This window comes from Deltaproteobacteria bacterium (assembly GCA_026388415.1).
Taxonomy (GTDB): Bacteria; Desulfobacterota; Syntrophia; order Syntrophales; family JACQWR01; genus JAPLJV01.
Map to the genome: position 1 here is coordinate 1 of JAPLJV010000014.1, position 12,624 is coordinate 12,624.

The 12,624-nt window shown below is 50.6% G+C and carries 13 protein-coding genes; 10 read left to right on the plus strand and 3 right to left on the minus strand.

Translation table 11 applies throughout. From position 1 onward, the window contains the following. Positions 1 to 233 precede the first annotated feature (233 nt). From NT140_03690 to NT140_03705, 4 genes are all read left to right on the plus strand, one after another. A complete protein-coding gene (locus NT140_03690) occupies positions 234 to 515 on the plus strand; it encodes a type II toxin-antitoxin system Phd/YefM family antitoxin (GenBank protein MCX5830982.1) in 282 nt (93 codons plus the stop codon). Beyond that, entirely contained in the window at positions 512 to 823 is a 312-nt protein-coding gene (locus tag NT140_03695) for a type II toxin-antitoxin system RelE/ParE family toxin (protein ID MCX5830983.1), read from the plus strand. The genes NT140_03690 and NT140_03695 overlap by 4 nt, the downstream gene beginning before the upstream one ends. A gap of 72 nt (positions 824 to 895) precedes the next feature. After that, positions 896 to 1,498, plus strand: coding sequence for an HD domain-containing protein (locus NT140_03700; GenBank protein ID MCX5830984.1), 603 nt, complete (start codon positions 896 to 898; stop codon positions 1,496 to 1,498). A 10-nt stretch (positions 1,499 to 1,508) separates the two neighbouring features. Beyond that, positions 1,509 to 2,429, plus strand: coding sequence for a hypothetical protein (locus NT140_03705; GenBank protein ID MCX5830985.1), 921 nt, complete (start codon positions 1,509 to 1,511; stop codon positions 2,427 to 2,429). 26 nt (positions 2,430 to 2,455) lie between these two features. Here NT140_03705 and lptG read toward each other — a convergent pair whose 3' ends face one another. Genes lptG through NT140_03720 form a run of 3 tightly spaced genes read right to left on the minus strand, consistent with a single transcriptional unit; the run spans position 2,456 to position 6,563 of the window. Beyond that, positions 2,456 to 3,535 carry an LPS export ABC transporter permease LptG gene (gene lptG / locus NT140_03710; protein MCX5830986.1) on the minus strand — a complete coding sequence of 360 codons (1,080 nt, stop codon included), beginning with the start codon at positions 3,533 to 3,535 and terminating at the stop codon, positions 2,456 to 2,458. Then, complete coding sequence (lptF, locus tag NT140_03715; GenBank protein MCX5830987.1) at positions 3,532 to 4,704, minus strand: LPS export ABC transporter permease LptF; 1,173 nt, start codon at positions 4,702 to 4,704, stop codon at positions 3,532 to 3,534. The genes lptG and lptF overlap by 4 nt, the downstream gene beginning before the upstream one ends. Next, positions 4,701 to 6,563: an amino acid permease gene (locus NT140_03720; protein MCX5830988.1), complete on the minus strand. Its 1,863-nt coding sequence runs from the start codon at positions 6,561 to 6,563 to the stop codon at positions 4,701 to 4,703. The genes lptF and NT140_03720 overlap by 4 nt, the downstream gene beginning before the upstream one ends. A gap of 258 nt (positions 6,564 to 6,821) precedes the next feature. On the opposite strand from NT140_03720, the gene pyrR reads away from it, so the two are divergent. From pyrR to NT140_03750, 6 genes are read left to right on the plus strand one after another with little or no spacing between them, the layout of a single operon-like run. Further along, the gene (pyrR, locus tag NT140_03725; protein ID MCX5830989.1) at positions 6,822 to 7,361 is read left to right on the plus strand and encodes a bifunctional pyr operon transcriptional regulator/uracil phosphoribosyltransferase PyrR; all 540 of its coding nucleotides are present in this window, start codon (positions 6,822 to 6,824) and stop codon (positions 7,359 to 7,361) included. A gap of 10 nt (positions 7,362 to 7,371) precedes the next feature. After that, positions 7,372 to 8,307, plus strand: coding sequence for an aspartate carbamoyltransferase catalytic subunit (locus tag NT140_03730; protein MCX5830990.1), 936 nt, complete (start codon positions 7,372 to 7,374; stop codon positions 8,305 to 8,307). Continuing rightward, positions 8,291 to 9,604, plus strand: a complete 1,314-nt coding sequence (locus NT140_03735) for a dihydroorotase (protein ID MCX5830991.1) — start codon at positions 8,291 to 8,293, stop codon at positions 9,602 to 9,604. Before NT140_03730 ends, NT140_03735 begins: the two co-directional genes overlap by 17 nt. Positions 9,605 to 9,613: 9 nt before the next feature. Beyond that, positions 9,614 to 10,387, plus strand: coding sequence for a DNA repair protein RecO (gene recO, locus NT140_03740; protein MCX5830992.1), 774 nt, complete (start codon positions 9,614 to 9,616; stop codon positions 10,385 to 10,387). Positions 10,388 to 10,399: 12 nt separating this feature from the next. Beyond that, entirely contained in the window at positions 10,400 to 11,275 is an 876-nt protein-coding gene (locus NT140_03745) for an amidohydrolase family protein (protein ID MCX5830993.1), read from the plus strand. Continuing rightward, the gene (locus NT140_03750) at positions 11,276 to 12,439 is read left to right on the plus strand and encodes a metallophosphoesterase (protein MCX5830994.1); all 1,164 of its coding nucleotides are present in this window, start codon (positions 11,276 to 11,278) and stop codon (positions 12,437 to 12,439) included. It abuts the gene before it with no gap. Positions 12,440 to 12,624 lie beyond the last annotated feature (185 nt).

Sequence of the window (12,624 nt, forward strand, 5' to 3'; positions counted from 1 at the left end):
ACTTGAAATGTCGAAAGTGCGGAGAAGAGCCTAGCTGCAATTACGTAGCCAAACACCAGCAGATAATCGAGGAGTATTTGAAGAATAGATGATGCATAACAAGGCGCTACAATGGATCGCGGCTCAACGCCGCTCCCAGTGAGCTTTTGCGTTACCCAAAAATAGATGGAATAGACTCTTGACGAAGTTATCCGTTGGTAGTACTGTTAGTATCATTATAGGAGGTACAACCAATGCTAACCGTTCCCAAAATTATACCAATTTCCGATCTTAGACAAAACGCCAGCGATGTGGTCAAGAGTGTGTCATCTTCGAGAGAACCTGTTTTCATTACCCAACGAGGAAGGGCAGCAGCAGTCATGGTCAGCATGGAAGCCTATCAGAACTCACGGTACGAAATGGATGTTTTGCACTTGTTGGCCAGAGGGGAGAAAGAAATAGCGGCAGGTATAGGTCATGAGATTGACGACGTGCTTAAAGAGGCTGACCGTTTTCTCGAGGCGGCAAAACCTTGAAAATCCTATTTACCCCTACAGGTCGTCGCCAGTTTCTTGAAGCGATTGCCTATATTCATAAAGACAATCCCTCGGCGGCGGTAAGCTTTCGCCAAAAGGCAGAGAAAACGCTTTCCCGTCTTAGGGGGTTTCCCGAGTCCGGAAGGCTGCTACCGGAGTTCCTGGACTTACCTTTTCGCGAGGTAATTGTAAGGCCGTATCGTTTTTTCTATAGAACTAAGGATAGGACCGTATGGATCGTTGCTGTATGGCATGGTGCCCAGTTACCTGATGAACCTGAAAGGGACAGCGGCGGGACAAAGAATTAGGGACAGAGCCCCATTATTTTTTTGTTGGGCATCAAGATCAGTTAGGAGATAGAGACAACAAGGGGAGGTAGCGTGGACAATCAGGCAAATAGTTGGCAACACTGGATTCCGGCGCTTGAGAAAGAACTCGCCATCGAGATGCAGAAAGCACCCTCACCATCTGAAGTCCACGCTAAGGATCACGTCCTTCGTGTGCTGAGGCGCTGCATCCGCCTCGGGGAAAAGCTGGGTGCAGACCTCGAGGTGCTGGTTGCGGCAGTCTATCTGCACGATCTCGGGCGCCATTATATTGATGACAAGGTTCACGGTGCTCTCAGCGCCCAGAAGGCAGAGCCGGTGCTCGAACGGATAAACTTCCCGAAGGAAAGGCGAGACCCGGTCTTGCATGCAATACGTGTGCACGACGTAGGCGCTACCCCGGAGGAGAGAACGACCCTTGAGTCCAAGATTCTGTACGATGCGGATAAGATTGATACCCTGGGGGTTGTGGGGGTTCTGAGGTATATCCGGCACTTTTACGGAAAGAAACCCATAGACTACATGCTCGATGATATCGAAGCCCGTTGGGAGGGACTTGCGCTTCCAGAGACTAGAAACCTGGCCCTACAGGACTACAGATACATCAAGGACTATTTTGCCCGACTCAAAGAAGAACTGGGTGAAGAGGGGGGGTGAGACTGATATAATGGTTATTTCAGAAGATAATACAAAAGACAACCGGCTTCAAAGCCCACCGAGACCTGCTGCCACAATAGTGCTAATACAGGATAATCATAAGGGTCTTCAGGCTTATCTGCTCAAAAGAAACAGTAAAAGCAGTTTTTTCCCCGGCAGTTATGTATTTCCCGGAGGGGTTCTTGAAGAGGATGACAGGGATCTACGCTTCTGGAGAGATCATATTGAAATGGATATGGAAGAGGTTTCACGGCGTTTCGGAGGAAGTAATATTGCCGGCGAGGATGCCTTGGGTTATTGCGTGGCAGGCATACGTGAGACCTTTGAAGAGGCCGGGGTTCTTATCGCGCGCAATGGATCGTTACCTTTACTGGAACAGGCAAATAATATCCGTATCAGTGACGGACTTCAAGACCTGTGGTTTCGGCATTTGATATCTTCCTCAGGATGGATATTAAACCTTGCCTCCCTGTCACGCTGGTCCCATTGGATCACGCCAAAACTCATGAAATATCATTTCGACACCCTGTTCTTTGTCGCGATAATGCCTCCGGGACAATCATGCCTGCCCGACAGGCGGGAGACAGAGAAGGGAATATGGATAAGTCCCGCGGATGCCCTTGAGGCCAACCTGAAAGGCACAATCCCGTTATCGCCGCCGACCATAGTAACGATGCATGAGCTCCTCGATTATCCTGACGCCGATTCATTGAAAAGAGAGTGGGAGACACGGCCCTGGGGTGACGCAAGGTATCCCCGCATGATTCAGTCAAAAGGCGGTCCCGTTATCCTTGAACCGTGGGATCCTCAATATGATGATATTAATGAGAATATGGATTCAACAGCGTTTGGACCCCTGGTCCTTTCAAGCGATGAACCTTTTTCAAGACTCTATCTCCATAACGGGATCTGGAAACCGGTTCGAGTATAATAATGATTTAATTTGGTTCAGCCCGGCTATGTGCGGACGCGGAGGAACAGCAGACCGGCCGTCAGACCGAAGAGAATATTGGCGGACCAGGCCGCTAACAGTGGTGGCAATACCCCGGCCCGACCTAAAGAGATAGTAAAGGCGAAGACAATCCAGTAGGAAAAGCCGATGATGATGCCGGCAGCCAGTCCCTGGGCTTGGCTGCCCCTGCTTTCACCGCGCAGGGCCGAGGCCAGGCCGATTAAGGCCATGATGATATTTACGAGTGGGAAGGCCAGCTTTCCGTACAAATCCACGCGGTAATTAGTCGCATCGTAACCTTCGGACTGAATATTCCTTATATATCTTCTTAATTCCAGATAGCCCATGTTTTCGGCATCTTTTTGGATGCCCATGAAATTATCCGGATGTTCCGGCAGAGACACGACCTGGTAAGGTATGGCCTGCAATTCCGGAAATGTTCCTGGTGTGAAGGAGGTGGCGATCACGTTATAGAAAATCCATTTTCCGCTCCGCCATTCTCCTCTTTCCGCATCAATCCGCTTAACTAAATGAAGCTTGTTATCAACGTAGTAAATGGTTATCCCCTGCAGACTGCTGGTACGCCTGTCGAAGACCTTAAAGTTGTATATCCCTTCCTTCCCGCGATACCAGATTTGATTCTCTCTGAAGGCGCTCGCCATAGCGTGTTTTTGTATTTCCACCAGTTTGATATGATTGGCCTTTTGATTTGTGTAGGGGGTAACGAATTCACTGATGATAAAGGAAAGGCAGCAGACAAGAAAGGCAATAACGATTATCGGCGCCGCCGTGCGGTGAAGGCTGACACCGCAAGCCTTCATGGCGATTATTTCACTGTGACGGGAGAGAGAGCCGAAGGCGATTAAGGCGGCCATCAGGACGCTGGCGGGCAGTATCTGCCAGATGATCATGGGCATGCTGCAGAAAAAAAAGGAGACCATCTGATAAATATTAGCCTGATTACTGAGGAACATTCTGATCTTTTCGAAGAAATCAATAATCAGATACAGGGAGATAAAGGAGATAACGATGATCGCCAGAAACCGCAGAAATTCTTTCGCACAATAACGATCAAGAATGGTCATTTTGACCTCCGCAACCGTTGCCGCAGGTTTGATAAGCGCCCCTGGATGACACCAATCCAGGTTCCTTTTTCCCGGGCGGTTGTATGCAGGAGGTAGAGACCGGCGCTGGTAAAGAGAAAGTTGGGAAACCATAATCCCAGCCAGACCGATATTTTACCGGTTTCGGTTAAGGCCGTGCCGCACAATTGTGAGAGATAGTAGAGCAGCACAATAATGAGGCCCATTGTGAAGCCCCAGGCCTTGGCTGATTTCTTGGCCTTAATGCCGATCGGCAACCCCAAAAGGCCAAATATCAGGCAGGTAAGGGGCATGGTAAATTTTTTATTCAATTCCACAGCCAGCTCTCTATTGGCCGCTTCGTCTCCACCGGGCGCCTCGATTTTTGCCATCAGTTCGGCGGCGGTCATCTCCGTACTATTCTTGGCAGTCTTTTTATTTGTCTCAACCAGGGATGATTCCAGATCCAAATTTATGTCGTAGGAGCTGAAATCCATTTTGCTGTATGATTTACGTTTCATATCAATGATATGGGTACTCCCCCCTTCGAGTCTTAAGCTGACCAGCAGAGATTCTGGATCGGAGATAAGGTAAGCTTTGTCGGCAAAGATAGTGTTTGGTTTCTTGCTGATGCGGTTGTCGGAGATAATAATGCCTTCCATAAATTTGCCGTGGGCGGGAATATGGTTGGTGTAGAGTAGCAATCCCTTGAAATTGTCATTGAATATCTTTTCTTTGATGCCGACGCTGGCATTCTGTCTCACGATATTATAGATGAGATTCCTGGTGGCATAGTTACTGGCCGGGACGAAAAACAGGCTGAGCGATAGCGTGATCAGAAAGGCCAGGCTGGAAGCCAGGGCAAGGGGATATAACAGCCGGTAAAGGCTCAGACCGGCCCCTTTTAAAACAGTAATTTCATTGTCGGCGGAGAGCCTGCCCAGACCGGTCAGAATGGCCAGCAGCAGGGAAATGGGGATGGTAAAGAGCAGAAAGTAGGGCATTAAATAAAAAACGAGGCTGGCGATAGCCAGGACAGTTACCCCTTTGTTGACCATCAGATCCATTAGTTGCAGAATTTTCCCGAGCAGCAGGACAAACGTCATGATGCCGAGACTCATGAAAAAAGGGCCAGCTATTTCCCGCAGTATGTAACGATCAATTATTTTCAATTATGAGTTTTACCTCTAAATACGGAGAAACTTTTGCTGTACTGGATGTCGAAATTGAAATTTGGGAAGTAGCGGGGCAACTGGAGCAGATTATAAACCATCACCCCGGTTGACATGCGGTCGAGCCAGGAAGACATGGGCCAACCAAAGTGCACTACTACCCGGCGATCGCCCATTTCATACTCCACTACCCTCAAAACCGCCACGATGCGATGATAGAGACTGATCTTGGTCAAAGGCAAACGAAAGTGATTGGGCGCTACTTTCGGGGGCAGGCCTCCCACGCGGGGTGAATAAAACGTGATATAGACCTCATTATTTTTCAGGTGCGCCCTGTCCGTCTCCTGGGACCTCCGGAAGAACAGATGAACCTCTTCTTCCTCCGATTCTCCGAGATAGAGAACCATGCCCATTTCATTATCCCCCTGTTCAATCTGTTTTATCTCCGGGGAACGCTTCTTGGCGATGATGAACCCAATGAGGAGCATCACTCCTGTTACGGTGGCCCAAAGCGCCGTGGCATGAGGCTTGTCTATGGCCAGAAAAACAAAGCAACTGACCAGAACAATAAAAAGCAGCAAGGTGCCGAGACGGCTGGTGGAGTAAGTCATTCCCTCGGACTTGCCCTTAAAATAACGGTAGAGGATCAGGGAGCCCATATTGATGCTGAAGGAGGCGATAAGTCCGAGGGCGTACATATTGGCCAATTGCGCCTGGTTGCCCATGGTGAGAAAAATGATGATCGTAAAAAAGGTGGCGCTGCACAGATGTATGCGGTAGAGGGCTTGCTGACGGTTGGTGGCAATGAGCCAGAGAAATCCATACCGGTGTGCTACCCGTTCCATGAGTTCACTGGAAGCCACGAAAGCGGTATTTACGGCCATAGTCAGGGTGAAGCTGGCTATAGCCCCAACGGCTATGCCAAAAGGAACGCCGTTGAGCAGCGTGGCGTAGTAGGTAATCAGATCTCCTTCATGAGCCTTGAAGTCAATGCCGCTTGATAACGCCAGGGCGGCCACAAGCGGCGTTACAAACCCCACCGTCAAGAACAGGAACCAGTACGCCTTCCTGATTTCTTTCCAACTCTGCACAAAGCCTGCGGTCTGGAGAACAGACTCCACCCCGGAATAGGCCAGGATGCAAAAAGCCGTACTTCTAATGAAATTACCGTAGTTATTCAGAATCGAGCCGGTGGAGACGGTTTTTACGGTCTGGGTGACCGACAGGCTCATATTGCCGATGGAAGTGGCGTCCAGATTTAAAACACCCGAGATGATGAGGTTGAGAATCACGAAAACGGCGCCGATAAAGATCATAAAGGTAAATCTGGCATTTTCCCTGATTCCCATAATATTCAAGCCGGCCACCCCCCAGATGATGCCCAGCACCAGGAACATCGTCGTTGCCGGATCAATGGGGAAAAACGAAGTGGCGTTCGACACGGCGCTGACGGCCGACATGCAGGCGGTAAGGATATAATCAACCATAATGGAAGATACGGCGACAAAAGAAACCATCGGCCCTAAGACGAGGTAGGAAAAAGAGTAAACACCTCCGCCTATTAGCTCGTTATGCTCAAGAATTTCCGCAATTTCTGTCAGCCGGGTGCTGATAAAGCGGACCAGCAGGCTGGTGACGGCGATAAAGACGATAGCGCTTAAGCCGATAAAGCGAAAGGCTTCGGCCGGGGCATAAAAGATGGATGAAAACTGATCCATCAAGGTGATGACGCCCACGGCCAGGTAGGTGAGCCAGATCCGGCCCCCCTGCTGATAGGAAAGGAGATGAGGCTTGCGCAGCAAATAGAAAAACGCTACCAGGAGGCCTGAATTGAGCAACGCAAGAATGATAAATTTCAATTTTATCTGACCCGGTTCATAAGTTTTTTTGTTTTTATTATTCTTTTCTAATAGATGTCAATAGAAATAAGAATCAGCTCTACAGCAATTTACAGCGCGATTTTGCTTGACAGTTATGTTTGGCTCATTGTATTTAGAAAAAGTTGATCCCGAGAGATTAAAAAAGGACCACCTATGGACGGTTCTATCAAAGATAAACTTATTAATTAGCCTTCTCATTGTCGGGTGAGGAGGTTTTTTTTTACCAGGGGATAAGGAATGAAGCCAAAACGGGTGGTGATGGATGAGGAAGGCATAGACCGGGCCTTAACCAGGATTGCTTACGAGATGCTGGAGAGAAACAAGGGTGTGGAGGGAATGGTGCTGGTCGGCATCAGGACCGGCGGGGTTTTTTTGGCGCAAAGACTGCAAAAGAAGATTGCCGATATTGAAGGCATTGTTGTACCGCTGGGTATCCTTGACATAACTCTCTACCGCGATGATTTGCACTCCAGTCGTGAGAAACCGAGGCCGGGAAGGACAGACGTTCCCTTTTCTCTGGATGAAAAGAAAGTGGTGCTGGTGGACGACGTCCTCTTTACGGGCCGGACCATCAGGGCCGCCATGGATGCCCTGATTGATTTCGGCCGGCCCAGGCTCATCCAACTGGCGGTGCTGATTGACCGGGGACACAGGGAACTGCCCATTCGGGCGGACTTTGTGGGCAAGAACCTGCCTTCCTCCCTCTGGGAAGCGGTAGCGGTTAATCTGGCCGAGAAAGAGGGGATAAACGAAGTGGTAGTTGAAAACGCTACTTGAGGGCAGATAGATGAAATTACAGAAGAAAGATATTCTCGGGATGCAGGATCTTTCGGTGGAGGAGATCAATCTTATCCTCGATACGGCCGATTCCTTCTTAGAGGTTTCCACGCGGGAGATAAAGAAGGTCCCCACCTTGCGTGGCAAGACGGTCATCAATCTTTTTTACGAGGCCAGTACCAGAACGAGAACGTCCTTTGAGATTGCCGGCAAAAGATTAAGCGCCGATACCGTCAATATAGCCGCCTCGACGAGCAGCGTTGTCAAGGGGGAGACGCTCATTGACACCGCCCGGAATCTGGAGGCCATGAATCCCGATATCATCGTGATCCGCCACAGTGCCGCGGGAGCTCCCCACCTGCTGGCCCGGATGATAAAACCCTCGATAATCAATGCCGGCGATGGCGCCCATGAGCACCCGACCCAGGCCCTGCTGGATATGCTGACGATTCGCACACGGAAAGGGAAAATCGCCGGTCTGAAGGTAGCCATCGTGGGCGATATCGGCCACAGCCGCGTCGCCCGTTCCAATATCCTCGGTCTGACCAAAATGGGCGCGAAAGTGGCCGTGGCGGGTCCCGCGACCATGATCCCGCGGGGCATTGAAGAAATGGGCGTAACTGTTTCTTATGCCATAAATGATGCCATTCGGGATGCCGACATTATCATGATGCTGAGAATTCAGACGGAGAGGGAGAGTCATAATATATTCCCATCGTTACGTGAATATGCCGCCTACTTCAGTTTAAATTCCCGCAATATCGGGCTGGCTAAGAAAGATGTGTTGGTGATGCATCCGGGACCGGTTAACCGGGGGGTGGAAATTTCTCCCGATATTGCTGATGGTCCCTATTCTGTTATCCTGGATCAGGTTACCAATGGCGTGGCGGTGCGGATGGCGCTGCTTTATCTGCTTACGGAGGAAACTCATGAACTACTTGCTTAAGGGTGCGAGGGTGGTTGATCCTTCCCAAGAGCTGGACTCCGGTCCGCTGGACATCCTGGTGGAAAACGGCCGCATTGCCCGCATAGAAGAAAAGATCTTTAAAACAATTGCCGCCGCCCGCCGCAGCAAAATTGCCGATCTTACGTTGCTCGATTTAAAAGGCATGGTAATAACGCCCGGTCTCATAGATATGCACACCCACTTAAGGGAACCAGGGTTCGAATATAAGGAGACTATCGAGAGCGGGAGCCAGGCAGCCTTAGCCGGTGGATTCACCGCACTGGCCTGTATGCCGAACACAAAGCCAGTAAACGATAATCGCGCCGTGACGGAATTCATCAAGCGAAAATCTCTGGAGTGCGGTTTGGTGCACATTTACCCCATCGCCGCCATTACCAAGGGATCAGAGGGGAAGCAACTGGCCGAGTTTGGTGATCTGAAGGATGCCGGGGCGATCGCCTTATCTGATGACGGAAAGCCCGTCATGGATGCCGGGATTATGCGTCGCGCCCTGGAATACGCCGCTTCGCTCGGCATGCCTGTTATTTCCCATTGTGAGGATCTGCACCTGTCGGCGGGAGGAACGATGCACGAGGGCATTGCCGCCACCCGTCTGGGACTGGCTGGCATTCCCGGCATAGCGGAAGATGTCATGGTGTCTCGGGATATTATCCTGGCTGACTTTACCAAAACGGCGGTGCACATCGCCCATGTAAGCACTAAAGAGGCGGTCGCTCTGGTGCGGGACGCCAAAAAAAGGGGTATTAAGGTGACTGCCGAAACGGCGCCGCATTATTTTTCTCTGACCGATGAATTTCTGGCGGAGTATGACACCAACGGAAAGGTCAATCCGCCCTTGCGCACTCATGATGACGTCCGGGCCATCAAAGAAGGCCTCCGGGACGGCACCATAGATGTGATTGCCAGTGATCATGCACCCCACGGCCGCACCGATAAGGAAGTAGAATTCGATTATGCCGCTTTCGGGATCAGCGGCCTGGAGACCTCGCTGGCCCTCGGGTTAAGGCTCGTGGAGGAGGGGATTCTGACCATAGGGCAACTGATTGCCGGGATGGCCACGGAACCGGCAAGGATTCTGCAGATACCGGGCGGCACGCTGAAAGTTGGATCTGCCGCCGATCTGACCGTGATTGATCTCGGCAAGGTATGGCGGGTTGCCCCTTCGGCATTTCGTTCCCGGGGCAGAAACACGCCCTTTGCCGGTTGGGAGATGCGCGGAAAGGCTGTCTTGACAATGGTTGGCGGAGAAATAAGATACCGGGAAGGGGCAATTTAAGCGGATATTATGAACTCCCGCACCAACTACCAGACGGAAGCAATTGTTCTGCGCACCCTTGATTATGGGGAATCGGATCGGATTGTTACCTTTTACACCGCCGAATTCGGCAAAGTAAAAGGCATTGCCAAAGGCGCCCGCCGGAGCACGAAACGGTTTGCCAATACCCTGGAACCTTTTTCCTGCCTGGAGCTCCTTTTTTCTCGCCGCCGACCGGAAGGGCTGGCCTTTGTTGAGGCGGGAACGGTCAGTAAGCATTATCCCCGCATCAGATTGGATCTGAATAAAACCCTCTATGCCTCCTATATGGTTGATATTACAGATCAGTTTACGTTGGAAAACAAGGCCAATCCGGAATTGTTCCATCTGCTGGGCGATTTTCTGGAACTGCTTGACCTCGGAAACGTCTCCGAAGACATCGTCCGGTTTTTTGAACTGCGCCTCCTGCGGCTTGTGGGCTATGAGCCAGTGCTGGACCGCTGTGTGGCCTGTCAGGCGCCTGTCGAGAACGGCGCCATGTACCATTTCAGCGTCCGCGAGGGGGGGCTGAAATGCGAGACTTGTTCACCCCGGGACTATGATTTCCTCGGTGTATCAACAGGAACTGTTAAGTCAATGCTTTTGGGGAAGGATTTGGAGCGGGAGAAGCTATGTTGTCTGATGCTTTCTGAACAGGGTGCCAGAGAAAGCAGGCATTTTCTGGAGCGCTTTATCGCCCATCTGCTCGGCAAAGAGGTAAAATCACTGCATGTGCTGCGGGAAATCCGCGAGCTCGGAATATGAAGAAGAGATAATATGATTATTGACGCCCACGCCCATATCTTTACTCCGCAGGTCATTGCCAATGTTTCCGGGCGGCCGGCATTGGTTGATAAATTGCACCTTGATGTCGCCGGGGCGCAGCAGCGGATTAGTGCAACCGCTTTGCAGGAGGAAAGCCGCCCGGCAGGGGTGGATGCCTGTCTGCTCCTTCCCACGGCGGCCGTGGATAAGGTGCGGGAAATCAACATCGCTTTCCGGGAAATAGCCGCCGGAGATGATTTTTTTTTCACGGCCGGCACCCTTCATCCCCAATTCTCCGCCAATGAAGAGGAACTTTCCCGATTGTCTTTGGAGGGGGTGCGGGCGATCAAGCTCTGCTCCTTCTCGCAGGGTTTTTCCGTTCCGGCGGCGGAGACGCATGACCTCTTCCGGTTGATAGAAGATGCGAACAGGTTTCAAGATGGTCATTTTTTCGTCATCATAGACACCCTTTATCAAGCCCACAAGTTTTTCGGGACAGCTCCCGAATTTGACACTGCACCCGCCATGCTGGGGGATCTCGTCAAGGCCTATCCGGGCGTTGATTTTCTGATGGCCCATATGGGTGGGTTGGCCGCGCCGACGGAGGAAATATTCAAACATCTTACGCCCGCGGGAAATCTCTATCTGGATACATCCGGCGCCGCCTATACCCTCTCGGCAGAGGATTTCGTCGGCCTCCTGAAAATACACGGACCGGATCATATCATCTTTGGAACCGACTGGCCCTGGTTTGGACATCGCCGGGAGCTGGAAATTCTCAATGTGCTCCTTGATCGCGCCGGGTTTGGACCGGAAGAAAAACAAAAAGTATTTTGCCGGAATGCCGCCGGTCTGCTGGGCATGCCTTTGCCGGAACAAGGAAAATAGATGACGTTTGTGTTTTTGTTCTTTTTCTTAACTTATGGCGCGGTGCATTACTATTTTTTCGGCAAGTTGAAAGCAGCGCTCCATCCCCCATGGCCGGCATTGGCCTGTCTGGTTTTTTTTCTTGCCTTGATGATTATTGCCCCGCTGCTCGTAAACATAATAGAGCGCCAAGGGAGTCATGTATTGGCCCGTGTTTCGGCTTTTTTCTGCTATAGCTGGATGGGCTTTCTTTTTTGCTTTTTTTCCCTTTCCCTGCTGTTTGATTGCTACCGCCTCCTGCATTATCTGGCCGAATATCTTTCGTCACGGGATTTACGCCTTTTACTTCCTGCGCCGCAGCCGCTTTTATTCATTACCCTCTTTATTTCCCTGACTATTTTTATCTACGGACTTTTTGAGGCCAGAGAGGTAAGAATAGAAAAAATCATCGTAAAATCGGCGAAGATCCCTGCATCCGTGGGAAGAATCAGGATCGCCCAGATTTCTGATCTCCATATCGGAATGGTTATGCAGGGCGAGCGACTGAAGAAGGTTGTTGACCAGTTGAAAGTTTGTGACCCGGACATCCTGGTATCCACCGGGGACCTGGTGGATGGCCAGAATGACAGCCTATTTAATGCCCTGCAATATTTTAAAAATTATTCGCCCCGGCTTGGCAAGTATGCCGTTACAGGAAATCATGAGTTATATGCCGGTCTTGCGCGGGCGCTGGATTTTACCAAACAGGCCGGATTTACGGTATTACGCGGAGAGGGGCGAACTGTCGGCGACATTATCAACATTGCCGGATTTGATGACGTTGTGGTGACAGGCAGAAGCCAGGCAACGGGTGATTCTTTTAGCAAGGTGCTGAGTGGGCTGCCAACGGATAAATTCACCCTTATTCTTTATCATCGGCCCGTGATAGCCAAAGATTCTTTGGGAGCCTTCGACTTGCAGCTCTCTGGCCACACCCACAAGGGGCAGATATTCCCGTTTTCCTTGGTGACGGGTCTTATCTTCCCCATGCAGGCCGGCTATTTCAATTTGCCGAACAATTCAGCACTTTACGTAAGCCGCGGCACCGGAACCTGGGGCCCGCCCATGCGCTTTCTGGCGCCGCCGGAAATCACCCTGTTTGATTTAATCTCATATAAAAGGAGCCTCTTGCAAAAAGAGGGATGATTTATTTTTACCAAAAAAGGCAAAATAACATATTGTAATTATTGACCTTCAAGGTATTTCCTGGTATAGTTTTGTAACCAGCAAAACGGAACCGAGGAGGATGCCATGAAGGTCGTGGAAAAGGTATCATGGTTGATGGGGCGTGTCCAAGAGAATTTATTCCCCCATCTGAACCAATGCTTGAA

Excerpts from the sequence above, each read along its gene's own strand:
- pyrR (MCX5830989.1), top strand. The coding sequence starts at position 6,822 with ATGAAGCCAAAACGGGTGGTGATGGATGAGGAAGGCATAGACCGGGCC.
- recO (MCX5830992.1), top strand. The coding sequence starts at position 9,614 with ATGAACTCCCGCACCAACTACCAGACGGAAGCAATTGTTCTGCGCACC.
- lptG (MCX5830986.1), bottom strand. The coding sequence starts at position 3,535 with ATGACCATTCTTGATCGTTATTGTGCGAAAGAATTTCTGCGGTTTCTG.
- NT140_03735 (MCX5830991.1), top strand. The coding sequence starts at position 8,291 with ATGAACTACTTGCTTAAGGGTGCGAGGGTGGTTGATCCTTCCCAAGAG.
- NT140_03750 (MCX5830994.1), top strand. The coding sequence starts at position 11,276 with ATGACGTTTGTGTTTTTGTTCTTTTTCTTAACTTATGGCGCGGTGCAT.
- NT140_03690 (MCX5830982.1), top strand. The coding sequence starts at position 234 with ATGCTAACCGTTCCCAAAATTATACCAATTTCCGATCTTAGACAAAAC.
- NT140_03705 (MCX5830985.1), top strand. The coding sequence starts at position 1,509 with ATGGTTATTTCAGAAGATAATACAAAAGACAACCGGCTTCAAAGCCCA.
- NT140_03745 (MCX5830993.1), top strand. The coding sequence starts at position 10,400 with ATGATTATTGACGCCCACGCCCATATCTTTACTCCGCAGGTCATTGCC.
- NT140_03730 (MCX5830990.1), top strand. The coding sequence starts at position 7,372 with ATGAAATTACAGAAGAAAGATATTCTCGGGATGCAGGATCTTTCGGTG.